The 24528-nt window shown below is 75.1% G+C and carries 18 protein-coding genes and 1 pseudogene; 7 read left to right on the top strand and 12 right to left on the bottom strand.

All coding sequences use genetic code 11. From position 1 onward, the window contains the following. Positions 1-3 precede the first annotated feature (3 nt). Genes recC through recD form a run of 4 tightly spaced genes read left to right on the top strand, consistent with a single transcriptional unit; the run spans position 4 to position 8100 of the window. On the top strand, positions 4-2901 hold the full coding sequence (gene recC, locus ACQ95T_RS17855; protein ID WP_431473216.1) for an exodeoxyribonuclease V subunit gamma: 2898 nt from the start codon (positions 4-6) through the stop codon (positions 2899-2901). A 5-nt stretch (positions 2902-2906) separates the two neighbouring features. Beyond that, complete coding sequence (locus ACQ95T_RS17860) at positions 2907-4508, top strand: UvrD-helicase domain-containing protein (protein ID WP_431473217.1); 1602 nt, start codon at positions 2907-2909, stop codon at positions 4506-4508. Next, entirely contained in the window at positions 4469-6283 is a 1815-nt protein-coding gene (locus ACQ95T_RS17865; RefSeq protein WP_431473218.1) for a 3'-5' exonuclease, read from the top strand. The genes ACQ95T_RS17860 and ACQ95T_RS17865 overlap by 40 nt, the downstream gene beginning before the upstream one ends. After that, on the top strand, positions 6280-8100 hold the full coding sequence (gene recD / locus ACQ95T_RS17870) for an exodeoxyribonuclease V subunit alpha (protein WP_431473219.1): 1821 nt from the start codon (positions 6280-6282) through the stop codon (positions 8098-8100). The genes ACQ95T_RS17865 and recD overlap by 4 nt, the downstream gene beginning before the upstream one ends. A 187-nt stretch (positions 8101-8287) precedes the next feature. On the opposite strand, the gene ACQ95T_RS17875 is transcribed toward recD, so the two are convergent. The 3 genes and pseudogenes from ACQ95T_RS17875 to ACQ95T_RS17885 all read right to left on the bottom strand — a co-directional run bounded on the left by ACQ95T_RS17875 (position 8288) and on the right by ACQ95T_RS17885 (position 11814). Further along, entirely contained in the window at positions 8288-9928 is a 1641-nt protein-coding gene (locus ACQ95T_RS17875) for an ABC transporter permease (RefSeq protein WP_431473220.1), read from the bottom strand. Then, on the bottom strand, positions 9877-11028 hold the full coding sequence (locus ACQ95T_RS17880; protein ID WP_431473221.1) for an ABC transporter permease: 1152 nt from the start codon (positions 11026-11028) through the stop codon (positions 9877-9879). The genes ACQ95T_RS17875 and ACQ95T_RS17880 overlap by 52 nt, the downstream gene beginning before the upstream one ends. Then, a pseudogene (locus tag ACQ95T_RS17885) lies at positions 11028-11814 on the bottom strand (ABC transporter ATP-binding protein). Before ACQ95T_RS17885 ends, ACQ95T_RS17880 begins: the two are co-directional and overlap by 1 nt. 161 nt (positions 11815-11975) lie before the next feature. Between ACQ95T_RS17885 and ACQ95T_RS17890 the strand changes: the two are divergent. Next, on the top strand, positions 11976-13112 hold the full coding sequence (locus ACQ95T_RS17890) for a hypothetical protein (protein ID WP_425942280.1): 1137 nt from the start codon (positions 11976-11978) through the stop codon (positions 13110-13112). 310 nt (positions 13113-13422) lie between these two features. On the opposite strand, the gene ACQ95T_RS17895 is transcribed toward ACQ95T_RS17890, so the two are convergent. From ACQ95T_RS17895 to ACQ95T_RS17915, 5 genes are all read right to left on the bottom strand, one after another. After that, entirely contained in the window at positions 13423-14055 is a 633-nt protein-coding gene (locus ACQ95T_RS17895; protein WP_431473855.1) for a response regulator, read from the bottom strand. A gap of 155 nt (positions 14056-14210) precedes the next feature. Next, the gene (locus tag ACQ95T_RS17900; protein WP_425942284.1) at positions 14211-15608 is read right to left on the bottom strand and encodes a sensor histidine kinase; all 1398 of its coding nucleotides are present in this window, start codon (positions 15606-15608) and stop codon (positions 14211-14213) included. Positions 15609-15738: 130 nt separating this feature from the next. Further along, entirely contained in the window at positions 15739-17190 is a 1452-nt protein-coding gene (locus ACQ95T_RS17905; protein WP_425942286.1) for an MBL fold metallo-hydrolase RNA specificity domain-containing protein, read from the bottom strand. A gap of 133 nt (positions 17191-17323) precedes the next feature. Continuing rightward, complete coding sequence (locus tag ACQ95T_RS17910; RefSeq protein WP_425942288.1) at positions 17324-18199, bottom strand: aldo/keto reductase; 876 nt, start codon at positions 18197-18199, stop codon at positions 17324-17326. A 3-nt stretch (positions 18200-18202) separates the two neighbouring features. Next, positions 18203-19174: a DUF308 domain-containing protein gene (locus tag ACQ95T_RS17915; protein WP_425942290.1), complete on the bottom strand. Its 972-nt coding sequence runs from the start codon at positions 19172-19174 to the stop codon at positions 18203-18205. A gap of 26 nt (positions 19175-19200) precedes the next feature. On the opposite strand from ACQ95T_RS17915, the gene ACQ95T_RS17920 reads away from it, so the two are divergent. Together ACQ95T_RS17920 and ACQ95T_RS17925 are read left to right on the top strand one after the other, a co-directional pair. After that, positions 19201-20229, top strand: coding sequence for a S66 family peptidase (locus tag ACQ95T_RS17920; protein ID WP_431473222.1), 1029 nt, complete (start codon positions 19201-19203; stop codon positions 20227-20229). 42 nt (positions 20230-20271) lie between these two features. Then, positions 20272-21291: an LLM class flavin-dependent oxidoreductase gene (locus ACQ95T_RS17925; protein WP_425942294.1), complete on the top strand. Its 1020-nt coding sequence runs from the start codon at positions 20272-20274 to the stop codon at positions 21289-21291. 12 nt (positions 21292-21303) lie between these two features. Here ACQ95T_RS17925 and ACQ95T_RS17930 read toward each other — a convergent pair whose 3' ends face one another. The 4 genes from ACQ95T_RS17930 to ACQ95T_RS17945 are packed head-to-tail and all read right to left on the bottom strand — an operon-like array spanning position 21304 to position 24524. Further along, entirely contained in the window at positions 21304-21633 is a 330-nt protein-coding gene (locus ACQ95T_RS17930; protein ID WP_425942511.1) for a type II toxin-antitoxin system PemK/MazF family toxin, read from the bottom strand. Then, positions 21633-21863, bottom strand: coding sequence for a type II toxin-antitoxin system VapB family antitoxin (locus ACQ95T_RS17935; protein WP_431473223.1), 231 nt, complete (start codon positions 21861-21863; stop codon positions 21633-21635). Before ACQ95T_RS17935 ends, ACQ95T_RS17930 begins: the two co-directional genes overlap by 1 nt. Before the next feature lie 35 nt (positions 21864-21898). Beyond that, on the bottom strand, positions 21899-23104 hold the full coding sequence (gene hutI / locus ACQ95T_RS17940; RefSeq protein ID WP_425942298.1) for an imidazolonepropionase: 1206 nt from the start codon (positions 23102-23104) through the stop codon (positions 21899-21901). A 1-nt stretch (position 23105) separates the two neighbouring features. Further along, complete coding sequence (locus ACQ95T_RS17945; protein WP_431473224.1) at positions 23106-24524, bottom strand: formimidoylglutamate deiminase; 1419 nt, start codon at positions 24522-24524, stop codon at positions 23106-23108. Positions 24525-24528 lie beyond the last annotated feature (4 nt).

Raw genomic sequence — 24528 nt, forward strand, 5'->3', positions numbered from 1 at the left:
CGGTTGTCGCTGTTCGGGCACACCCGCATCTCCCGCAGCGAGGTCGAGGTGCTCGGCGCGCTCGCCGAGCACCGGGACGTCCACCTGTGGCTGCCGCAGGCCTCGCCGGCGGCGTGGGAGGAGCTCGCGCCCACCGTCGCGGTCGGACCGGTGCCCCGGGATGAGGACCGGTCCGGCGAGCTCGTGCAGCACCCGCTCCTGGCCAGCCTGGGCCGCGACGCCCGCGAGCTGCAGCGCACCCTGGCCCTCACGGGCGGGCGCGAGGAGCTGGTGGGTCCGCCTCCTCCCGGCGGTGCGACGGGCGCGTCGGGCGCGTCGGGCCTGGCTGCGTCGGCAGGCGGCGCGGGGGCCGGCGCGGAGGGCGGCACGGGGGGCGACGGCACAGAGGCCGGGTCTGACGACGAGGTCAGCCTGCTCGCGATGCTCCAGCACGACGTCCGGGCCGACAGGGCGCCGGACCGGGCGACCCGGGCGGGGCGACAGGTGCCGGCGGACGACCGGAGCGTGCAGGTCCACGCCTGCCACGGGCAGTCGCGCCAGGTCGAGGTGCTGCGCGACGTGCTCGCCGACCTGCTGGAGCGCGACCCCACGCTCGAGCCCCGGGACATCCTCGTGATGTGCCCCGACATCGACGCCTACGCCCCGCTCGTCCACGCGGGTTTCGGTCTGGGGGAGGTCGTGCGGGACGGCGCGACCCGCACGCACCCGGCCCACGGCCTGCGGGTCCGGCTCGCGGACCGGGCCCCGGTGCACCTCAACCCCCTCCTGCGGCTGGCGCTGCACCTCACCGAGCTCGCCGGAGGACGGGTGACCGCCGGGGAGGTGCTCGACCTGGCCCGCAGCGCGCCGGTGCGGCACCGGTTCGGGTTCGACGACGACGCGCTGGAACGCATCGGCGACTGGGTCGGGGCCACGACCGTGCGGTGGGGCCTGGACGGGGAGCACCGCGCCGACTACCAGCTGAGGAACGTCGTCCAGAACACCTGGCGGGCCGGGCTGGACCGCATCCTCGTCGGCGCCTCGGTCGACGGGCAGGACGTCGACCACGTCGGTCGCACCCTGGGGCTGGACGACCTCGACAGCGGCGACCTCGACCTGGCCGGCCGTCTCGCCGAGCTGGTCGAGCGGCTGGGTCGCACGCTGCGCGGCCTGCGCACCGCCGACACCGCCGGCCAGTGGCTGCGGGTCGTCGAGGAAGGGGTGCTCGACCTGGCCGACGTGCCGTTCAAGGACGCCTGGCAGGTCGCCCAGCTGGAGCGCGAGCTGCGGCGCACCGCCGAGGCGGCCGGGCGGGTCGCCGGCGGGGGCGGGGTCTCGCTGTCGCTGGCCGACGTGCACGCACTCCTGACGGAGCAGACGGCCGGGCGGGCCACCCGCTCCAACTTCCGGACCGGCACGCTCACCGTCTGCACGATGGTGCCGATGCGCTCGGTGCCGCACCGGGTGGTCGCCCTCGTGGGCATGGACGACGGGGACTTCCCCCGGTCGACCACCCCCGACGGCGACGACGTCCTGGCGCGGCGCCCGGTCACGGGCGAACGGGACCCCCGCAGCGAGGACCGCCAGCTGCTGCTCGACGCACTGATGTCCGCGGGCGAGACGTTCGTCGTGACCTACACCGGCTTCGACGAGCACACCGGGCAGACGCGCCCGCCGGCCGTCCCCCTGGGCGAGCTGGTCGACGCCCTGCGCGTCACGGCGACCGGGGAGGGGGTCGAGCGGGTCCTGACCGAGCACCCGCTGCAGCCCTACGACCTGCGAAACCTGGGCCGCACCCCGGACGGCACCGTCCCGCTGCTGCCCGACGACGCACCGTTCAGCTACGACCCGTCCGCGCTGGCCGGCGCCCGGGCCCTGCGGGAGCGGCCCACCGAACCGGTCCCGCTGGCCCGGCGCACCTTCGCGCCCTGGCCCCGCGAGGACGTGCTCCTGGACGACCTCGTCCGCTTCTTCGACAACCCGGCCAAGGCCTTCCTCCGCTCCCGGATCGGTCTCTACGTGCCCGAGGTCCCCGAGCTCCGGGGCGAGGGCATCCCCGTGGAGCTCGACGGCCTGCAGCGGTGGGTCATCGGCGAGCGGATGCTCACCGCCGTCCTGGCAGGGCGGGACGCCTCCGCGACCTGCGAGGCCGAGCTCTGGCGCGGCGAGCTCCCGCCGGACGCCCTGGGCCACCGCACCATGGAGCAGCTCACCGGCCAGGTGCAGGAGCTGTGCCAGGCCACCTGGCGGGCCGTCGGTCAGGGCGGCTGGGGGCAGGCGCTGGACCGCGAGAGCCTCGACGTCGACATCGCCCTCCCGCTGCCCGACCACCGCCGTCTCGTCGGGACGCTGGCCGGGCTCGTCGGGGAGTCGGCCCTGACGGTCAGCTTCTCCTCCGTCAAGGCCAAGCACCGGCTGCACTCCTGGATCTACGCCCTCGTCCTGGCCGCGGCCGGGCAGGAGCACGCCCGCAGCCACCACCTTGGCCGCTACAGCTTCGGCAGGGTCAAGGGTGTCGGGCACGTCAGCCACGGACCGCTGCCGCAGGAGCTGGCCCTGCAGACCCTGGGACAGCTCGTCGACCTGCGCGACCGCGGTCTGGACGCGGTGCTGCCGCTGCCGGTGGAGACCAGCCGTGCCTGGGCGGAGCAGTACCTGAAGAACCGCAGCGTCCGGGCGGCCGACGAACGGGCCGCTCAACGGGGCTGGCAGACCCAGCAGGGCGGGTGGGGCATCCGTCAGGAGCAGCACGACACCTCCTGGCAGCACGTCCTCGGCGACGTCCTGCCGCTCCAGGACGTCGTCGGGACCCCGCTGGACGACGAACGGTGGGTCCCCGACGTGCCGCACCGCCTGGGCCAGCTGTCGCTGCGGCTGTGGGAACCCCTCCTGACCGGTCACGAGACGCTGGAGAGGGGCTGAGGACCGTGGACCACTTCGACATCACCGACCCGCTGCCGAGCGGCACCGTCCTGCTCGAGGCGAGCGCCGGCACGGGCAAGACGTGGACGATCGCGGCCCTGGTGGCCCGGTTCGTCGCCGAGGGCGAGGCCGACCTGCGCGACATGCTCGTCGTCACCTTCAGCCGCGCGGCGAGCCAGGAGCTGCGTGCCCGGGTGCGCGAGCAGCTCGTGCTCGTCGAGCGCTGCCTGCGCGAGCGGACCTGCCCCGCGGGCGACGCCCTCGTGGCGCACCTGCTCGCGGCCGACGAGGGGCGGCTCACCCAGATGCACCGACGGGTCCGCGCCGCCCTGACCGACTTCGACGCCGCCACCATCGCCACCGTCCACCAGTTCTGCCACGAGGTGCTGCGCAGCCTGGGCGTGGCCGGCACGACCGACGCCTCGGCCACCCTCGCGGAGGACCTCGACGACCTGCTCGTCGAGGTGGTCGACGACATCTACCTGCGCGGGTTCCGCAACGACCGGCAGGCGGTCTTCACGCGTGCCGAGGCGCTGGACATCGCCGGACGGACGGCCGTCGACGACATCCACGCCGACCTGCGACCCCAGGCCGCCGAGCCGGGCACCGTGCCGGCCCGGCGCGTACGCTTCGCCAGAGCGGTCCGGACGGAGTTCGACCTGCGCAAGCGCCGGCTCCAGGTGATGCACTACAACGACCTGCTCACCCAGCTCGCCGACGCCCTGGAGGATCCGGACTCCCTGGCCCGGGACCGCATGCGGCAGCGCTGGCAGGTCGTCCTCGTCGACGAGTTCCAGGACACCGACCCGGTCCAGTGGCAGGTCCTCGACCGGGCCTTCACCGGCCACTGCCGGGCGATGGTCCTCATCGGCGACCCCAAGCAGGCGATCTACGGCTTCCGCGGCGGGGACATCGCCACCTACCTCACCGCCGCCGAGGCGGCGGGCGTGCGCAGGACCCTGCCGCGCAACTACCGCTCCGACCCCGGCGTGGTCCGCGCCCTGGACACGCTGCTGCAGGGCGCCCAGCTGGGCGACCCGCAGATCGTGGTCCGGCCCGTCGAGGCGGCCAGGGACGACCGGCGGCTGAAGGGGGCCCCCAGCGACGCTCCCGTCCGGTTGCGGCAGGTCCTCCTCGAGGAACACCTGCGGGGCAGCGACCGGATCGGGGCCACCCGCGAGCACATCTACCCCGACCTCGCCCGCGACGTGGCCGGTCTGCTCGGGTCCGACGCCACCTTCGACGGCCGCCCCCTGCAGGCCAGCGACGTGGCGGTGCTCGCGCACAAGGGCAGCGACCTGGTCCGGGCCCAGGAGGCGCTGCGCGACCTGGGCGTCCACGCCGTCAGCGCCGGCGGCATGTCGGTGCTGCAGACCCGCGCGGCCCACGAGTGGCTCACCCTGCTGGAGGCGATGGTCGCCCCGCACCGCTCGGTGCTCACCCGCGCCGCCGCGCTCACCGACCTGCTCGGGCACGACCCGGTCGCCGTCGACGAGGGGGGCGAGGACCTCGACGACGTCCTGGCGCAGACCGTCCGGGACCTCGCCGCCGTCTACGCCGTCAGGGCATGGCCGCGGTCCTGGAGCGGCTCGTCGCCGAGGGGCTGACCGCGCGGGTGCTCGGCCAGGTGGGCGGCGAGCGCACCCTCACCGACGTCGAGCACGTGGCCGAGCTGCTCCACGAGACCGGGCGCGAGGGGCAGCTCGGACTGGTCGCGCTGCTGGAGTGGCTGCGCGCCCAGATGGCCGAGGACGCCCCGCCCTCCACGAACGCCCGCACCCGCCGGCTCGACAGCGACGCCGCCGCGGTCCAGCTGCTCACCGTGCACGGGAGCAAGGGGCTGCAGTTCCCCGTCGTCTACCTGCCCGCCCTCACCGACCGCAACGTGCCCGACGTGCCGGACATCCCCCTGTGCCACGACGACCCCCCGGAGCGGACGCGCTCGATCGACGTCGGGGGCAGCACCGGCCCGCAGTGGAAGGACTCGGTCGCCCGGCACAAGGCCGAGGAGGCCGGCGAGTCGCTGCGCCTGCTCTACGTCGCGCTCACCCGGGCCCAGTCACAGGTTGTCACCTGGTGGTCGCCCACCGGCCGCAACACCTCGCCCTCGCCGCTGCACCGGATCCTCTTCGGCCGCGGTCCCGGCGACGGACCCGTGCCCGACACCACCCCGGTGCCCGCCGAGGACTTCGCCACGACCCGCCTGCAGGAGTGGGCCGCCCGTGGTGCGCTCGCGCTGGAACGGGCGGACCATGCCGAGCACGTGCCTCCGATGACGACCGAGGTGCCCCCACCGCCCCGCCCGGCGACCTGGTCCCGGCGGATCGACACCGACTGGCGGCGCACGTCATACACCGCCCTGTCCACGCCGCGCGACGCCCAGGGGCACGAGCTGACCGGTGGCGTCGGCAGCGAGCCCGAGCTCTCCCCGCGCGAGGACGAGCCCGACACGGTCGACCCCGTGGTGGAGCAGACCCCGTCCCTGCCGGGCCTGGAGGTCGTGCTGCCGGGGCAGGACGTCGCCTCGCCCATGGCCGACCTGCCCGTCGGCGCGACCTTCGGCTCCCTGGTCCACGGGGTGCTCGAGCACGCCGACCCGCAGGCGGCCGACCTGCGGGCCGAGCTGCTCGAGCACGTCCGGGAGCAGCTGGTGCAGTGGCCGGTCGAGCTGGACCCGGAAGCGCTGGCCGACGCGCTCGTGGACGTCTGCGACTCTCCCCTCGGCCCGCTCGCCCAGGGCTTGACCCTGCGGCAGATCGGCCGGGCCGACCGGCTGTGCGAGCTGGACTTTGAGCTGCCGCTCGGCGGGGGCGACCTGCGGCGCGACGCGGTCGTGGGTGCCGGCGGCGGGACCACGTACGGTGCCCGGCTCGGCGACCTCGTCCCCCTCCTGCGCGGTCACCTGCCGGCCGGCGATCCCGTCCGCGCCTGGGCCGACGTGCTGGACACATCCCCCGAGCTGGCCGAGCAGGCCCTGCGCGGCTACCTCACCGGGTCGGTCGACGTCGTCCTGCGCACCGGCGGCCGCTACCTGGTCGTCGACTACAAGACGAACTGGCTGGGCCGGCCCGAGGAGCCGCTGACCGCGGCCGACTACCGGCCGGAGAAGCTCGCCGAGGCGATGGGGCACTCCTCCTACCCCCTGCAGGCCCTGCTCTACGCCGTCGTGGCGCACCGCTTCCTGCGCTGGCGGCTGCCGGGGTACCGGCCCGACCGTCACCTGGGCGGGGTCCTCTACCTCTACGTCCGGGGCATGTGCGGACCCGGCACCCCGGTGGTCGACGGCCACCCCTGCGGCGTGTTCTCGTGGCGACCACCGGTGGCCCTGGTCACCGCGGTGTCGGACCTGCTGGACGGACGCACCACGGAGGGGGCGGCATGACGATCCTCGAGCTGTTCGAGCCGGTCGAGCACGACCGCCGGCTGGCCGTCGACACCCCCGGCACCCTCGGCGAGCTCAACCGTGCGGGCGTCCTCACCGCCGCCGACGTCCACGTCGCCCGCACCCTCGCCCGCGTCTGCGGCGAGCAGGACGAGACGGCCGTGCTCGCCGCGGCCGTGGCGACCCGGGCCGTCCGGTCCGGGTCCGTCGCCGTCGACCTCGCCGACCTGGCCACGACGGGTGCCGACACCCTGCCCGACCTGCCCTGGCCGCCGCCCGGGGGGTGGACCGACGCCGTGTCCGCCAGCGCGCTGGTCCGATCCGGGGCGCTGGTGGTCGACCAGGGGCTGGTCTACCTGCAGCGCTACCACCACCAGGAGGTCCAGGTCGTCGACGACCTGCGGGCCCGGGCGGCGCTCCCGGCCCCCGCGGTCGACGAACAGGTGCTGACCGAGGGGCTCGCCCGGATCTTCCCCGGGGAGGGGTATGCCGAGCAGCGCGCCGCCGCGAAGGTCGTCGCCCGTTCCCGGACGAGCGTGATCACCGGAGGTCCGGGCACCGGCAAGACCACGACCGTCGCGGGGGTCCTGGCGCTGCTGGCCGAGCAGGCCGCCGCGGCCGGCGAGCGCCCGCTGCGGATCGGGCTGGCCGCCCCCACCGGCAAGGCCGCCGCCCGGGTGCGGGTCGCGGTGAACGGGGCGCTGGAGGAGATCCTGGAACGGACCCCCGACCCCGCCACCCGGACGGTCGTCGAGCCGCTCCGCCACGTGGAGCCGAGCACGCTGCACCGCCTGCTCGGCTGGCGGCCGGACAGCCGCTCCCGCTTCCGCCACCACCGCGGCAACCGGCTCCCCCACGACGTGGTCCTCGTCGACGAGGCCTCGATGGTCTCGCTGACCCACATGGCCCGGCTGCTCGAGGCGCTGCGGCCGCAGGCGCGGCTCATCCTCGTCGGGGACGCCGACCAGCTGGTCTCCGTCGACGCGGGCGCCGTCCTGGCCGACCTGGTCGCCGGTGCCGAGGCTGCCGCCGACCCGCCGGTCGCCCTCGCCCGGCTGCGCACGGTGCACCGTTTCGGGGAGACGATCGGCGCGCTGGCCGAGGCCCTGCGGGTGGGGGACGCCGACGCCGTCGTCGCGGCCCTCTCGGCGGGCAGCGAGGAGGTTCGGTGGGTCACCGACGACGAGGACCCGGTGCCGGCCCTGCGGCAGATGCTCACCGCCCAGGCCTACCGCGTGCTCACCGCCGCCCGCGACGGGAACGCCGAGGGCGCTCTCACCGCCCTGGGCAGCCACAGGCTGCTGTGCGCGCACCGCACCGGCCCCCGGGGCGTGCGCACCTGGAACCAGCTCACCGAGACCTGGCTGGGCGAGGAGACCGGCCTGACGTTCTACGACCAGATGTACGTCGGCCGCCCCCTCCTCGTCACCGCCAACGACTACGCCAACGGGGTGCTCAACGGCGACACCGGGGTCGTCGTCGCCTCGCGCACGCCCGACGGGACGCCCGTGCGGATGGCCGTCGTCGAGGGAGCCACGGGGTCGCACCGGTTCGCTCCGAGCCGCCTGGGCGAGGTGGACACGATGCACGCGATGACGATCCACAAGGCCCAGGGCAGCCAGGCCAGGGAGATCACCGTCCTGCTGCCCCAGGCCGACTCGCCGCTGCTGACCCGGGAGCTCTTCTACACGGCGGTGACCCGGGCGGAGAAGACCGTCCGGGTCGTCGCTCCCGAGGAGGTCGTCCGGGCGGCGGTGGAGCGCCGGGTCGTCCGGGCCAGCGGCCTGCGTCAGCGGCTGGCGGCGTCGACGACCTGATGCATCGCACACCCCCGGCCTGAGCCCCCCGCAGCACCTGACCGCCCGGCCACCTCGACGAGGTGACCGGGCGGCGGGGCGTTCCCGCGTGTCCCGCGCGGGTCGCCGGGCCGGCGGGGTGTCCCCTCCCCGCCACGCCCCGACCGGGACCGGCCGCATCCCTGAGGGTCGCGACCGGGCCGGTGGTCTACCCCGTCGCCAGCCCCTCCGCCGGGGACACCCGCACGGCCCGCCGGGCCGGGAGCACGCTGGCCAGGACCCCGGCCAGCAGCGCCACCCCGACGATGAGCCCGACCCGTCCCCACGGCACGGCCAGCTGCAGCGGGACGTCCTCCGGCAGGAGCGTCTGGACGCCGAGCGCGGCATACCCCAGACCCAGGCCCAGGCCGATCAGCGCGCTGACCAGTGCCAGCAGCACACCCTCGACCAGCAGCATCGACCGCATCTGGCCGCGGGTCAGGCCCAGGCCGCGCAGCAGCGCGTGCTCGCGGTGCCGTTCGAGCACCGACAGCGACAGGGTGTTCGCGATGCCCACGACGGCGATGAGGACGGCCACGCCGAGCAGGGCGGTCGTGACGAGCACGAGCACGTCGAGCACCTGGGTGATGACGGCCCGCTCGGCCGCCGAGCCCGCGACCTGCAACCCCTGCTCGTCCGCGACGTCCGACACCGCACCCATGACGTCGGCGACGTCCGCACCGTCGGCCAGCCGTACCAGGACGGTACCGGGGGCGACCGCGTCGCCACCGAGCGCGGCGAGGTCCTCGACGTTGACGGCCAGGTCGTACCCCAGCGCGAACGGCACCACCTCCAGCTCGGCGCGCCCCCCCGGCCCGGACACCTCGACCCGGTCACCGGGCTCGAGCGCGTAGATGGACAGCATCCCGTCGGCCATCCCGACCGTGCCGGGCACCAGCGCGGCGAGCTGCTCGTCCCCGCGCACGACGTCCCCGTCACGGGCCGGGTCGATCCCGACCGCGGCGGTGCCGCCCCCGTCCTCCTCACCCAGGGTCAGGTATGCCGTGTCCGTCACCCGGGCGGTCGCCACCCCGTCGACGGCGGCGACCCGATCGGGCACGTCGGCGGGGACCGGCAGCGCGTGGAGGCCCTCGGTCCCGCCGCTGCCGGCACCGATCCCGTCGCCCCCGCCGTCGCCCCCGCCCGCACCGTCGCCCGAGCCGTTCCCACCAGCCGCGCCGTTCCCACCCGCGGGGTCGGAACCGGCAGCGGTTCCAGCCTCGGCGTACTCCGCACCGGCCGACAGCATCAGGTCGACCGAGTAGGACTCGTCGATCTCCCCCATCGCGGTGCGCTGCCCGGAGGCGGCACCGACCGAGGTCATTGTGATGAGCGTGACCCCGACGACGAGCGCGGCACTGGTCGCGGCCGCCCGGCCCGGGTTGCGGACCGCGTTGTCGACGGCCAGCCGTCCCGGCACCCCGGCCGCCCGGGCTCCCAGGCCCAGGGCACGGACCGCCGCCGGCACGACGACGACCGCCGCGACGAGGACCCCGACGAAGGAGACCACACCGCCGACCACGCCGCTGAGCATGTCGCGGGAGGTGGCGGCGTACACCATCGCGGCCACGCCGGCACCGAGGAGGACCACGGCGAGGACGATGCGCACGACCCCGACCTGCTGCTTCTCCCCGGAGGGGCCACTGGGGCGCAGCGCCGCCAGCGGCGAGACGCGGGTGGCCCGGACGGCCGGCCACAGGCTGGCGAGCACCGTGACGACGAGGCCCACGAGGAGCGGTACGCCCAGCACCACCGGCGTCAGCTCCAGGCCCTCGGGCAGGGGCAGGCCCAGGTCGAGACGGTCGCCCACGGCCAGCAGGCCGAGCGCCGCGACCAGGCCCAGCCCACGCCCACCGCGGAGGAGACCAGTCCGAGCAGGCCCGCCTCCAGGACCACGAGCGAGCGGACCTGGCGCTTGGTGGCGCCCACGGCGCGCAGCAGCGCGAGCTCCCCCGTGCGCTGGGCCAGCGTGATGGTGAACGTGTTGGCGATGACGATCGCGGCGGTCAGCAGCGCGACCGCGCCGAAGCCCAGCAGGATCGCCCCGATCACGTCGGTCCCGCCGGTGAGCACGGCGACCCGCTCAGCGGCGGCCTCGGCCCCGGTCTGCACCGTGGCCCCGGGCACCGCGCCGGCCAGCGACTCCCGCGCCGCCGCCTCGTCGGCCCCGTCGACCAGCTCGACCATCACCGACCCGTAGGTCAGCCCGGGATTGACGAGCCGCAGCGTCGCGTCGTCGGTGGCGAAGGCGGGTCCGTACGACAGCATCGGGGCGGTGTCGCCGAAGTCGGCCACGCCGACGACGTCCAGGGCGGCCCGGTCGGTCGTGGCGGCCGGGCGGTGGGTGGATGTCTCGCGCGTGGATGTCTCGCGCGTGGATGTCTCAGGGTCCGTGGAGGTGGACGGGGCGCCCGCACCGACGCTCCCATCGCCGCCGGCACCCTCGCCCTCCGACCGGCTCACCGCCTCCTCCAGCGGCACGACGGTCACCTCGAGCCTCTCCCCGACCGCGACGTCCTCGGCCAGCTCGGAGTTCACCACGACCTCGCCGGCGCCCCCGGGCATCCGGCCCTCCAGCAGGGTCACCCCCGTCGTCGGCACAGGAGCACCGGCCACCCACTCCTGGGGCGTCACCTCGGCCATGACGACCGTCTCCCCCCGGACCGAGGCGACCTCCTCGAGGGCGGCCGCGACGTCATACCCCGCGGTGGAGATCCCCTCCCCCTCCACGGTGAGGACGAGGTCCGCGTCCCGCACCCCGGCGGCGACCGCGTCCTCCATGCCGCGCTGGGCGGTGGTGAGCAGGGCCAGGCTGGCGGCGAGAAAGGTGACGCCGATGACGATGGCCACCGCCGCGGAGAGCAGGCGTCGGCCGCGCGAGGCCAGGCCCGCGGTGCGCCAGGTGCCCATCAGAGCCTCCCGAGGTCGCGCACGGCGGCCAGCACGGCGTCGACGGCCGGGTCGAGGATCTCGCCGGCCACCTGGCCGTCGGCCAGGAGGACGACGCGGTCGGCGACCGCCGCGGCGTCGGCGTCGTGGGTGACCATGACCACGGTCTGGCCCCACTCGTCGACGGAGCGCCGCAGCAGGGCGAGCACCTCGGCGCCGGTCGTGGAGTCCAGCGCCCCGGTCGGCTCGTCGGCGAAGATCACCTCCGGCCGCGTGACCAGCGCACGCGCGAGGGCGACCCGCTGCTGCTGCCCCCCGGACAGCTCGCCCGGGCGGTGGTCCAGCCGGTCGGCCAGGCCCAGCCCGTCGACGATGCGCCGCTCCCAGTCCGCGTCCGCGCGCCGGCCGGCGAGGTCGAGCGGGAGGCGGACGTTCTGCCGGGCGGTGAGCGTGTGGCAGGAGGTTGAACGCCTGGAAGACGAAACCGACCGACCGCCGCCGCAGGGTGGTGAGCTGCTTGTCCGACAGGGCGGTCAGCTCGGTACCCCCGAGGAAGACCCGGCCCGAGGTGGGCGTGTCCAGGCCGGCGAGCAGGTGCATCAGCGTGGACTTGCCCGACCCGCTCGGGCCCATGATGGCGGTGAAGCGCTGCGCCTCGATCCCGACGGACACCCCGTCCAGGGCGTGCACCGCCGTCTCGCCGCTGCCGTAGGTCTTGGTCAGGTCCAGTGTGCTCGCGGCCAGCCCCGCGCCGGGGGCCTCTCGGGTGCTCTGCTCCGGGCCGGTCCCGGTCGTGGTGGTCGTCATGGTGCTGACGCTATGGACCGCGGGGCGTGCCGCGCGTCGGTCCACGGGTCCGACCCGGGGAGCCGGCTGTCAGACCGGGGTATGACGTGGGCCCGGGTCGGGCGCGCCGCGTCAGTCCCTGGGTGGAGGGGTGCGGCGGATGCGGCGGTTAACCTGCCGGGATGGAGGACCTGGTGGGCCGCTGGTCCGGGACGGCGTTCCAGCACCAGGCCGCCACCTGGGCCGACGAGGTCCTCGCAGCGCGGGGGCTCGTGCGGTCGGGCCCCCTGGTGCCGGAGAAGATCCGGTTCTGGTCGGCGGTGTTCGTGGTGCCCCTGCGCGAGGTCACCGGTCCCGGCGCGGCCTGGTCGCACGGGCGTGGTCCTGCTCGTGCCTGGCTCAAGGTCGGCAACCCCGGTCAGGCCTTCGAGGGCCGGCTGCTGGAGGCGCTGGGGGAGGTCGTCCCCGACCGGGTCGTCACCCCCTGGGCCGTCGACGACGACCCCGGCTGGTGGCTCCTTCCCGACGGCGGTCCCACCCTGGACCGGACCCGCCCGCAGGACTGGGTCGACCTGATCGGTGACGTCGCGGACCTCCAGCGGGCCTGCGCTCGCTCCTGCCGTCGGCCGGGGGCGTCGCCCTCAGCCTCACCGTCGACGTCGCCGTCAGCCTCGCCCTCGCCCTCGCCCTCGCCCTCAGCCTCTCCTTCGTCGACGGCCTCACCGTCGCCCTCGCCCGGCGGGCTGCTCGACATGGTCCCGGAGCTGTCCGCGGACGGCGCGGCCGGCTGGATCGCCCGGACGGTGGACCGGCTCGCCGGGCTCCCCGCAGCGGACCCCCAGCACCTGGACCCGGGACGGGCGAGGTGGATGAGCAGGCGGCTCGCCCGGTTCGAGGAGCAGATGGCCCTCCTGGCCGCGACCGGGCTGCCGGAGACCCTGCAGCCCAACGACGCCCACCCGCGCAACGCCGTCGGCCCGTCGTCACCCGGCGGTCCCGTCAGGCTGTTCGACCTCGGCGACTCCGTCCGCTCGCACCCGTGGGCCGTCCTGCACACCACCGTGCGGCTGGCGGCGGGCGTACGCCTCTCCGGCCCCCGGCCCGACACCCCGCTCACCCGACGGATCGTGGACGCCTACGTCGAGCGGTGGCCGGAGGTCCCCCGGCCCGACCGGCCGGAGGTCCTGGACGCCGCCGACCGTCTGGGTGCCGTCCACCGTGCGGCGTCCTGGCTGCGCCTCCTGGACCCGGTCGACCCGGACCGGCTCGGCGTGCCCACGCCGAGGATCACGGCCTGGATACAGCTCGCCCTCACCTGACAGGACGGACCGCAGTCGATAGGTGCCCCGGACAGGGCCACGACCGACTGCACGAGTGGTCAGACCTGCAGCCAAGTGGACAACCGGGCCGACCGCCACAGAGGTCGACCGCGAGGCCGCCGCTGGCGCTCATCTGGCGCTGGGGCAGGACGTCTTCTCCCTGGCGGTGTTCGCCCCCTACCTCGTCGGTCTGCTGCTGGCCCCGGCCGTCCAGGCCGTGGCGCTGCGGAGGACAGAGTCGTCCCGCTGCCGGCGGCCCGCGCGCCCTCGTGGAGCAGCCCGCCGGTGGCGTCGTCGAAGGGTCGCCCGTCTACTCCGGGCGGCCCGCCAGCCCCGTCTCGTAGGCGGTGATGACCATCTGCACCCGGTCGCGCAGGTCCAGCTTGTGCAGGACCCGCCCGATGTGGGTCTTGACGGTGGCCTCGGCCAGGTACAGCTCGGCGGCGATCTCGCCGTTCGTCAGCCCGTGACCGACGGCCCTGAGCACCTCGCGCTCGCGGTCGGTCAGCGGCGCCAGCCGGGCCTGGGCGGCGCGACGCTCAGCGGCCCGCGCCAGCTCGAGGTCGCCGTCGGGCAGCTGGGGCACGAACCGCTCCAGCATCCGCCGGGTCGTCGACGGTGCCATGGCGGCGTCCCCCTCGTGCACCGCGTGGATCGCCGCCAGCAGCTCGGCCGGTCCGGCGTCCTTGAGGAGGAACCCGGCGGCACCTGCCCGCAGAGCCGCGAAGACGTACTCGTCGAGGTCGAACGTGGTCAGCACCAGCACCTTGGGCGCGTCGACGGACTCCCTGATCCTGCGGGTGGCCTCGACCCCGTCCATCCGGGGCATCCGGATGTCCATGAGCACCACGTCCGGTCGGGTCGCGGCCACGCCCTCGACCCCCGCGAGTCCGTCCGCCGCCTCGCCGACCACGGTCATGTCGGGCTGGGCGTCGAGCACCATCCGGAAGCCGGCGCGCACGAGCTCCTGGTCGTCGACGAGGAACAGGCGGACGGGCCCTCCGATCGGACCTCCCCCGGTGGGGCCACCGTCACCCGGGCGTTCGTCACGGGGTCCTGCGCCCGGACCGCCGTGCCCCGCCCCGACCTCCTGGTCGTTCATGCGGTCCCTCGTCCTGCTCCGTGGCCCCGGCCCCCACCGGCGGCGGAGGGCATCCCGGAAGGAACCGCCGCCGTCGCTCCTCCAGGTCTCCCGGACGGCGCACCCACCGGAGTCCCTGTCGGGATGGTCGCCACGACCTCCCAGCCGCCGCGCTGGCGCGGCCCGGCGTGGACCGTGCCACCCAGCACCTCCACCCGCTCGGCCATCCCCCGCAGCCCGTTGCCGTCCGTCGCGTCCCCCTCGGGGTGCACCGCACGGCCCCGGGCGGGCGGGCCGTCCGCGTCGGTGCGCGGTGGGGCGCCTCCGTCGTCGGTGACCCGCACGAGCAGCACGGCGGGCGTGCGCAGGAGGTCTACGTCGGCCGCGGCGCCCGGCCCGGCGTGCTTCATCACGTTCGTCAGCCCCTCCTGCACCACCCGGTATGCCGCCAGGTCGGCTTCGCGCGGCAGTCCACCGACGTCCCCCCGCACCGCGAGGTCGACCCGGACCCCCGAGTCGCGCACGCGCTGGACGAGGTCGTCGAGCGAGGCCAGCCCCTGCGTCGGCTCGAGCTCGGCCGTCGACCCCTCGTCCCGCAGGACCCCGACGAGACGACGGGTGTCGGCCAGCGACTCCCGCGCGGTCCCGGCGAGCGTCTCCAGCGTCTGGGCGGCCCGTTCCAGCGCCGCCCGGTCCGGACCGATGGCCGGCGGCGCGGCGAGCGCCCGCTGCGCGGCGTACAGCGCCCCGTCCGCCTGGACGACGACGACGGCCAGCGAGTGCGCCACGACGTCGTGCATCTCCCGCGCGATCGAGGCCCGCTCGGACTGCGCGGCCAGCCGGGCCCGCTGGGCCTGGTCACGGGCGAGGGCGGCGCGCTGCTGCTCCAGACGGGCGATGACCGCCTGCCGCCGTCTGACGACGTCGCCCAGCACCCAGGCGACCGCGACGAACAGGCCGGTGAACGTCCCCTGGAACGCGACGACCACGAGGGACCGGGTGGCGTCCGGGGACGGGACCGACCAGTCGAGCGCCGCCACGAACGCCCCCACCAGCCCCAGCCCGAGCACGACCATCGAGTCCCGGCGGGTGCCGTACGCCGCCGCGCTGTAGACCGCCGCGAGCACCGCCACGTTGGCCGGGTGCGGTCCGTCGGTGGTGACCACCTGCAGCAGGCAGGCCGCGGCCACGCCCAGCGCCGCCTGCAGCGGATGGCTGCGCCGCCACAGCAGGGGCACCACCTGCAGGATCCCCAGCACGAGCATCCCGAACCCGGCGACGGCGCTGGAGACGAACACCCAGGCCAGCAGCCCGCCCACGACGAGCAGCTCGGGCCACCAGGGCCGGTCGCGCAGGCGCCCCCCGCCCCACAGCGCCTGCCACGACTCCCGCGCGGCCTCCGTCGTCACCCTCACCCCAGCAGCGTAGGTCGGCAGGGGCGCGCGGGCGTCATACCTGGGGCCCTCCCTGCCCGTGCCGGGTGGGACCGCGGTATGACGTGGGTCCCGGTCGACCGGTGGGTGGCCGAGGAGCTCCGGGCCGCGGTCACCCTGCGGGGTCCGGCGGCAGGTCCTCGGGGTGGGCGGCGCCGGGGACCAGGCTGACCACCTCTCCGTAGCGGGGCACGACGGCCGTCCAGTCCAGCTCCTCGGCGATCCGACCGGCGAAGTGCCGGGCGACGTCCTGCTCGCCGTGGGTGACGAAGACGGTCTCCGGCTCCCGCCCCAGGTCGCGCAACCAGTCGAGCAGGTCGGAGGCGTCGCCGTGCACCGAGAACTCCTCGTCACGCACCACCTCGGCCCGCACCCGGATGTAGTGGCCGTTGATCTTCACCGACCGGGCGCCCTCCTCGATGCTGCGCCCCCGCGTGCCCGCGGCCTGGTACCCGGTGAGGATCACCGTGTTGCGCACGTCGGGCAGCAGCCGGGCCAGGTGGTGCAGCACGCGCCCGCCCTCGACCATCCCGGAGGAGGCGACGATGATCATCGGGTCGAACCTGCGGTTGAGGGCCCGGGACTCCCGGGAGGTGGACGCCTCGATCAGCTCCGGCATGCCGGTGAAGTCGTCGGTGTCGACGTCGTCGCGCAGCTCCCCGAGAGACTCGTCGCGGTAGACGTCGAGGGCCTTGAGCGCCATCGGCGAGTCGACGACCACGGGGACCTCGGGGATCCGGCCCGAGCGCATGAGGTCGACCAGCACCTTGAGCACCAGCTGGGTCCGGTCGACGGCGAACGCCGGGATGACGACGAGGCCGCCGCGGGCCAGCGTCCGGCTGACGGCGTCGGCCATCGGCCCGTGCTCGACCTCGGGCTCGGGATGCTCGCGGTCGCCGTAGGTGGACTCGCAGACCACGAAGTCGGACGCCGGCGGTGTGCCCCGGGCCTTGAGCAGCGGATGGTCGTGCCGGCCGAGGTCGCCGGAGAAGAGCACGCTCGTGCCGCCGACCGCGAGCCGGACGCTGGCCGATCCGAGGATGTGCCCCGCCCGCGTCCACCGCGCGACCAGGCCGTCGCCGAGGTCGACGTCCTCGTCGAACTGCACCGTCTCGAAGAGCGGCAGCGTCTCCTCCACGTCGTGCACGTCGTAGAGGGGCTGGGGGTCCTCGTGCTTGGACCAGCCGCCGCGCCGGGCCTCCTCGGCGGCCTCCTCCTGCAGCTTGCCGGCGTCGCGCAGGACGATCTCGGCCAGCCGTCGCGTCCCCTCGGTCGCCCGGACCGGTCCGCCGAACCCCTGCCGGACGAGCGCCGGCAGGTAGCCCACGTGGTCGTTGTGCGCGTGGGTGAGGACGACGTCGCTGATGGTGGCCGGGTCGACCGGGAACTCCTCCCAGTTGCGCAGGCGCCACTGCTTCTCCCCCTGGAAGACCCCCGCGTCGACGAGGATCCGGCGCTCGCCCTGCCCACCGCCGTCCTCCGGCCCGACCGTCAGCAGGTACTTCGACCCGGTCACCGTCCCGGCCGCCCCCAGGAAGGTCAGGGTCACACGTCGCTGTGCCATGTCCCGACCATCCCACAGCCTCCCGACGCACCGCAGGCCGCCACCGACCTGCAGTCGATCGTGGCCCCCGGGGGGGCACCGATCGACTGCACCGATCAGGGGGACGTCCGGCCGACGCCGCAGGGATCCCCGATCAGACGAACTGACCCTCGATCCGGTCGAGCTCTTCCGCCGTCAGGTCCAGCTCGGCCGCCCGGGCCGAGTCGCTGATCGACTCCGGCCGGCTCGCCCCGGGGATGGGGACCACGTGGTCGCCGAGGGCCAGCTCCCAGGCGAGGACCACCTGCTGGGGGCTGACCCCTCGCGCCTCGGCGATCTCGTGGAAGACCGGGTAGGTCCGGCCGACCTCCTTGCTGGCCGCCCCGGTGCCACCGAGCGGGCTCCACGGCAGGAAGGTCACCCCGTGCTCGCCGCAGTGCTCGAGCGTGTCGCGCGAGCAGCGGAACCGGGGGGAGAACTCGTTCTGCACGCTGGCCAGCCCGCCCTCGCCCAGCACCCCCAGCGCCACGTCGATCTCCTCGACGTTGGCGTTGGAGATGCCCACGGCCCGGATCTTGCCCTCGTCCTGCAGGTCCTTGAACGTCTGCACGACCTCCCCGTAGACCCGCCAGCGGTCCGGCCGGTGCCACTGGTAGAGGTCGATGACGTCCCGGTCCAGCGCGCGCAGGGAGGCCTCCACCGCCCGGCGCAGGTAGGCCGGCGAGCCGTCCCGGCCCCACGTCTCCCCCTCTCCGCGGGTGATGCCGCCCTTGGTGGCGACCACGACGTGGCTGGTGTCCCCGTAGGAGCGCAGGGCCTCGGCGACGATCTCCTCGTTGTGCCCCATCGTGTCCCAGGACGGGGCGTAGATGTCGGCCGTGTCGACGAGGGTGACCCCCGCGTCGAGGGCGGCGTGGACGGTGGCGACGGCGCGGTCGCGGTCCGGCCGCTCGTTGGCGCCCATCGACAGCGGCATGGCGCCGAGACCGACCGCCGAGACGGTGAACGGGCCGAGAGCTCGGGTGCGCACCGGTCAGCCCCTCGGTCCGCCGGCGTCGTCCCCGCCCTCGCCCGAGGGTCGCAACCCGCCGGGCAGCCGCAGGTCGGCACCCTGCTCCATCTGCTTGGCGAGCGAGAGCATCATCACTCCGCCGAGGAGGTCGATCACGCCGATGCCCAGGATGAACCAGGTCAGCAGCCCGCCGTCGCCCGACGTCATCCGGAAGACGCCGAGGACGGTGAGGAGCGCGCCGATCCCCAGGTAGAGGTAGGCCCGTCGCCGCAGCGTCTTCGGGTTCTGCCGGGGGTCGGGGCGGGCAGGCGTCCCGTCCGGGTCCTGGGCACCGGCGTCGTCGGCGGCGTTGATGTCGGCGTCGGCGTCCATATGGTCAGCCAGGTCCCGGCCGGCGGTGCCCCCACCCCCATCCGCGCCCGCACCAACACCCGCACCCGCACCCGCACCCGCACCCGCACCCGCGACGGTCGCGCCCGCGGAGGCGGCGCCATACCCCTCGTCGTCCTCGGGGCCTGTCCCGGCGGGGTCGCTCCCACCCTCCGCCGCGAGCCGGTCCGCCTCGGCGTGCCCGGCCTCGTCGTCGAAGAGGCCGTCGAAGGTGCGTCCGCGCTGGGGGTCGTAGGCCTCGTACCCCGTCTCCTCGGCCACGATGCGCACCGCGTGGCGGGCCGACTCGTGCAGCTCGCCGCGCTCGGTGTCGCCGCCGTAGGGGAAGGCCACCGAGGCGGAGCGGTCGTACAGCTCGACCTGCAGGCCGCTGTCCAGGCCGGTCAGCTCGCCGTAGACGTCGCCCCCCAGCTCCTCGGCCACCCACGTGTCGACCGGCTCGGTCAGCTGCTCGCGCAACCGCGCCTCGATCCGCCGGAAGACCGCGAGGCCGGCGTCCAGGTCGGCCTGGGTGCCCTCGGGCCCGTCCTGCTCGTCGGCCTCGACCACCTGCTCCCAGGTCTGGCCGGGCTGCCGGGGGTAGAGGAGGATGTCGTAGCTCATGCCCCCATCCTCTCAAGGAGGACGCCGTGACCCTCTATCCCGCCCCGCTGCGCCCCGGGGACGTCGTCGGGGTGACCGCGCCGAGCAGCGGCGTTGGCCCCGCGCTGCGACCGCGCCTGGAGGTGGCGTTCGACGCCCTGCGGGGCGAGGGGTATGCCGTGCGGCCGGGCCGGTGCCTCGACGGCGGTGGGGTGGTCTCGGCCCCGGCGACGGAGCGGGCCGCCGAGCTGGAAGAGATGCTCTGCGACCCCGAGGTCCGGGCGGTGGTGCCGCCGTGGGGCGGCGAGCTGGCCATCGACCTGCTGCACCTCGTGGACTGGGACCGGGTCGCGGGGGCCGAGCCGACCTGGACGGTCGGCTACTCCGACATCTCGACGGTGCTCACGCCGCTGACGCTGCTCACGGGCTGGGCCAGCGTGCACGGGGCCAACCTCATGGACACGCCCTTCCGGCAGCCCGCGGGCCTGCTCCCCTGGTGGGACCTGTGCGTGGCGGCGCCGGGCGAGGACGTGCGGCAGTCCTCGCCGGGGCGGTACCAGGACGGGGTCTTCGTCGACTACGCCCTGCACCCGGGGGCCACCGAGCTGGAGCTCGACGGGACGGGGTCGTGGCAGCGGCTGGACTCCACCGAGCCGGTCACGCTGACGGGCCGGCTGCTGGGCGGCTGCGTGGAGACCCTGACCAACCTCACCGGGACGCCCTACCTGGACGTGGGCGCCTGGGCCGACGTGCACGCTCCCGAGGGTGTGCTCGTCCACCTCGAGGCGGCCGAGGCGGACGCGCTGACGGTCGTCGCCCGGCACCTGCACGGCCTGCGGCTGGCGGGCTTCTTCGACCGCGCGGTGGGGGTGCTCGTGGGGCGGACGTCGGCGCCCGACGCGGACGGCTACACCCAGCAGGACGCGGTCCTGGACGCGCTGGGACCGCTGGGCGTGCCGCTGGTCGCCGGTGTCGAGTGCGGGCACGTGGCGCCGCGGATGCCGATGATGAGCGGGGCACTGGCGACCGCGGAGTGGACGCCGGGCCGCGGGGTGCTCACGCAGCGGCTTGTCTGAGGCGGCCGGAATGCCAGCCCGCCCCCGACGTTGACCACGGGTATGAAGCGCATCGGCTTTCTCTCCTTCGGCCACTGGACCCCGCACCCGCAGTCGGCGACGCGGTCCGCGTCCGACGTGCTGCTCCAGTCGATCGACCTGGCGGTCGCGGCGGAGGAGGTGGGGGCCGACGGGGCGTACTTCCGGGTGCACCACTTCGCCCGCCAGCTGGCCTCGCCGTTCCCGCTGCTGGCCGCGGTCGGAGCCCGGACGGAGCGGATCGAGATCGGCACCGGGGTGATCGACATGCGCTACGAAAACCCTCTCTACATGGCCGAGGACGCGGGCGCCGCCGACCTCGTCTCCGGCGGCCGGCTGCAGCTGGGGATCAGCCGCGGGTCGCCCGAGCAGGTCGTCGAGGGCTACCGCCAGTTCGACCACCACCCGCGTGAGGGCGAGACCGACGCGGACATGGCGCGGCGGCATACCGCACGGTTTCTGGAGGTGCTCTCGGGCGAGGGCTTCGCCGAGCCCAGCCCGCGCCCGATGTTCCCCAACCCGCCGGGTCTGCTGCGGATCGAGCCGCACTCCGAGGGGCTGCGGGAGCGGATCTGGTGGGGCGCCGGCACCCGGGCGACCGCCGAATGGGCTGCGGCGCAGGGGATGCACCTGATGAGCTCGACCCTGCTGACCGAGGACGGCGGCGTGCCCTTCCACGAGCTGCAGGCCGACCAGATCCGACGGTTCCGCGACGCGTGGCAGGCGGCCGGGCACGACCGGACGCCGCGGGTGTCGGTGTCCCGCAGCATCTTCCCGCTGGTGTCGGCGGAGGACCACGCCTACTTCGGCCTGGAGCGGCGCAGCACCGACCAGGTCGGGATGCTCGAGGGCGGCCGGGCCACGTTCGGGCGGACCTACGCCGCCGAGCCCGACGAGCTGGTGCGTCAGCTGGAGCAGGACACCGCGGTCGCCGAGGCGGACACGCTGCTGCTCACCCTGCCCAACCAGCTGGGCGTGGACTACTGCGCCCACGTGCTGCGGACGGTCGTCGAGGAGGTCGCGCCCTCGCTGGGCTGGCGGTGAAGGGGTCCTCGCTCAGCACCCTGTCGCCGTGGCGAGCGCCTGACACACCTCGCGCATCCGGAGGTCACCGAGCCGCCCCAGTCGGCGGGTGAGGACGCGGACGTCGACGTCGACGACGGCGTCGAGCTGCACCACGCTCGGTCTGACGACCGGGTCACCCTCTGCCGGATCGAGAACCACCTCGCTGGGCAGGCCTCGGCGCACCGTGCTGCAGGCGGCGATCATGGCCCGACGACGGCCCCGCACAGCCGCATCCCGACTGAGCACAACAACCGGCCGGCTCCCCTGGTCCTCCAGATCGGCCCACCACAGCTCTCCCCGTCCAGGCAGGTTGGTGATCATCACGTGCGGGACGCCGCGTCCAGGAACGTCTCCAGGTCGCCCCACTCGTCCGTCGTCGGCAGGGGCGTCCTGACATAGGCCGCCTCGTAAGCGGCGTCCACCTCCGCCTCCCGGTGAGACCGGAGAAGCGACTCGAGCGCAGCCTCGACGACGGAGGCGTCCGTGGTCCCGGGTGCCAGCGCCCGGGCCCGTGCAAGCAGGTCCTGGTCGACGGTCGTGCTGATCCTCACCCTGACCATGCCACCATCATGCCACAGAAGTGGCACTACACCTCCAGCGCCCGCACCACCGGCACCCCCACGCGGTAGGGGATGTGCAGCCAGCTGGGTGCGTCGACGAGCGCCAGGTCGGCCCGCTGGCCCACGGCGACCCGGCCGATGTCGGTGCGGCGCAACGCGGTCGCGGCGGTGATCGTCGCCGCACGCAGCGCCTCGGCGGGCGTCATCCCCATCTCGCGGACGGCGAGGGCGATCATCAGCGGCATCGAGGAGGAGTAGCAGGTCCCCGGGTTGCAGTCGGTGGCGATGGCGACCTGCACCCCGGCGTCGAGCAGCCGGCGGGCGTCCGGGTAGGGCTGCCGGGTCGAGAACTCCACCCCCGGCAGCAGCGTCGCGACGGTGTCGCTGCCCGCGAGCGCCTCGACGTCCTCGTCGGACAGGTAGGTGCAGTGGTCCACGCTCGCCGCGCCCAGCTCGACGGCCAGCTGCACGCCGGGGCCGTGGCCGAGCTGGTTGCCGTGGACGCGCAGCTCCAGGCCGGCGGCCCGCCCGGCCTCCAGCACCCGCCGCGACTCCTGGCCGTCGAAGGCGTGCGGGCTGGCGGGCTCGCAGAAGACGTCGATCCAGCGGGCGTGGGGCGCGCAGGCTGTGAGCATCTCGCCGACCACCAGGTCCAGGTATGCCGCCCGCTCGGCCGCCGACCCCCTCGCCTCGGGCGGGACGACGTGGGCGCCGAGGAAGGTGACCTCCGCCGTCACCTCGCGGGCCAGCCGGAGGGCCTCGACCTCGTCCTTCACGGTCAGGCCGTAGCCACTCTTGACCTCCACGGTCGTGGTGCCCTGGGAGCGCATCTCCGAGACCCGCCGCTGCAGCAGCTCGCGCAGCCGTGGCCGGTCGGCGGCCCGGGTAGCGTCCACCGTCACCGCGATCCCGCCGCCGTCGTAGGGGGTGCCGGACATCCGCGCGGCGAACTCGGCCGAGCGGTCGCCGTCGAAGACCAGGTGGCTGTGGCTGTCGACGAAGCCGGGCACGACGGCGCGGCCCTCGAGGCTGATCGACCAGTCGGCCGCCGGCGCCCGGTCGGCCGGCCCGACCCACTCGACGGTCGGCGCGCTGTCCTCACCACCTCCGCTGATGACGACGGCGGCGTCCCGGACGACCCCCAGGCCTGCGTGCAACGGGTCGTCGACGGCAGCGTCGACCGTCTCGTCGTTGGTGACGAGCTCGCCGATGCCGGTGATGAGCATGCTCACGTCAGGAGTCCTTCCAGAGGGGGTCGATGGCCTCGCGCAGCAGTCGCCCGACGTCGCCGAGCCGGTGGCGGCCGTCCTGGACGGCGACCCGGCCGTCGACGACGAGGGTGTCCACGTCGGCCGCGGCGGCGGACAGCAGGATCTGGGCGGGGTCGGAGCCGGCGGTGCGCACGGTGTCGTCGCGGACCGCCACCAGGTCGGCCCGGGCGCCGGCCTCGAGCCGACCGGCGTCGGCCCAGCCGATGCTCTCCTGGGCGGTGGCCGCCGCGACCAGCTGCTCGGGCGTGAGCCGGCCGCGCTCGAGGCTGTCGAGCCGCTCGTGCATCTCCAGCGCCCGCGCCTCCTCGAGCAGGTCGATCACGGCGTGCTGGTCGGAGCCGAGGCACAGCCTGGCCCCGGAGCGGCGCAGCGCCGACGCCGGTCCGATGCCGTCGGCGAGGTCCCGTTCGGTGGTGGGGCAGAAGCAGGCCCACGCGCGATGCTCCCCGAGCAGGCCGATGTCCTCGCCGGTCAGGTGGGTGGCGTGCACGGCGGTCAGGTCGGGGCCGAGCACGCCCTCGGCGGCCAGCAGCCCGGTGGGCGTCAGGCCGTGCGCGTCGAGGCACGCCTGGTTCTCGGCCGGCTGCTCGGACAGGTGGACGTGCAGGGGCCTACCGGTCACGCCGTCGGCGGCGGGGCGGGCCCCTCCCCCGTCGCCGCCGACCGCCCGGTACGCGAACGGCCGCCCGCCGAAGTTCGTCCGCACCGCGGCCGCGACGACGGACAGCTGCTCCCGCGGCACCGCGCGCACCGAGTGGATCGCCCCGCCGACCCGCACGTGGGCCGGGCCGCCGTCGGTGGCGTCCCGCAGGTCCGCCACCAGCGCCCACGCGTCGGCGTCGCCGTCCCCGAACCGCAGCTGGGTCCCTTCCAGCGGCGCGTGCCCCTCCCCCGAGAGTCCGCCGGCCAGGTAGCAGGTGTCCAGCAGCGTCAGCCGGATCCCGGCCTGCGCGGCCGCCTCGACGAGGGCCTGCCCCATGGCGTTGGGCTCCAGGTAACGACGCCCGCCCGGCCCGTGGTGCAGGTAGTGGAACTCCCCCACCGCCGAGACCCCGGCGAGCGCCATCTCGGCGTAGACCGCCCGCGCCAGGGCCAGGTAGCTGTCGGGGTCGAGGCGGGCGGCGACGGCATACATCCGCTCCCGCCACGTCCAGAAGGTGCCGCCGCGGTCGTGGGTGCGTCCCCGCAGCGCCCGGTGGAAGGCGTGGCTGTGCGCGTTCGCCAGTCCCGGCAGGACCACCCCGGGCAGGCGGTGGTCGCCGGGCTCGGCGGCGGTGCCGCTCGTGACGGCGAGGAACCGGCCGTCCTCGACCGTGAGGCGCACGTCCCGGGCGAGCCCGTCGGGCAGGGAGGCGTATGCCGCCGCGTAGGTCGTGCTCATGCGT

This window comes from Ornithinimicrobium carbonis, assembly GCF_050703245.1.
GTDB lineage: Bacteria > Actinomycetota > Actinomycetes > Actinomycetales > Dermatophilaceae > Ornithinicoccus.

What these genes read in the sequence shown, in the direction of transcription:
- ACQ95T_RS17865 (WP_431473218.1), top strand. Translation starts at nt 4,469, where the DNA reads ATGGCCGCGGTCCTGGAGCGGCTCGTCGCCGAGGGGCTGACCGCGCGG.
- recD (WP_431473219.1), top strand. Translation starts at nt 6,280, where the DNA reads ATGACGATCCTCGAGCTGTTCGAGCCGGTCGAGCACGACCGCCGGCTG.
- ACQ95T_RS17880 (WP_431473221.1), bottom strand. Translation starts at nt 11,028, where the DNA reads ATGGGCACCTGGCGCACCGCGGGCCTGGCCTCGCGCGGCCGACGCCTG.
- ACQ95T_RS17890 (WP_425942280.1), top strand. Translation starts at nt 11,976, where the DNA reads ATGGAGGACCTGGTGGGCCGCTGGTCCGGGACGGCGTTCCAGCACCAG.
- ACQ95T_RS17895 (WP_431473855.1), bottom strand. Translation starts at nt 14,055, where the DNA reads ATGGTGCTCGACGCCCAGCCCGACATGACCGTGGTCGGCGAGGCGGCG.
- ACQ95T_RS17905 (WP_425942286.1), bottom strand. Translation starts at nt 17,190, where the DNA reads ATGGCACAGCGACGTGTGACCCTGACCTTCCTGGGGGCGGCCGGGACG.
- ACQ95T_RS17915 (WP_425942290.1), bottom strand. Translation starts at nt 19,174, where the DNA reads ATGAGCTACGACATCCTCCTCTACCCCCGGCAGCCCGGCCAGACCTGG.
- ACQ95T_RS17925 (WP_425942294.1), top strand. Translation starts at nt 20,272, where the DNA reads ATGAAGCGCATCGGCTTTCTCTCCTTCGGCCACTGGACCCCGCACCCG.
- ACQ95T_RS17930 (WP_425942511.1), bottom strand. Translation starts at nt 21,633, where the DNA reads ATGATCACCAACCTGCCTGGACGGGGAGAGCTGTGGTGGGCCGATCTG.
- ACQ95T_RS17945 (WP_431473224.1), bottom strand. Translation starts at nt 24,524, where the DNA reads ATGAGCACGACCTACGCGGCGGCATACGCCTCCCTGCCCGACGGGCTC.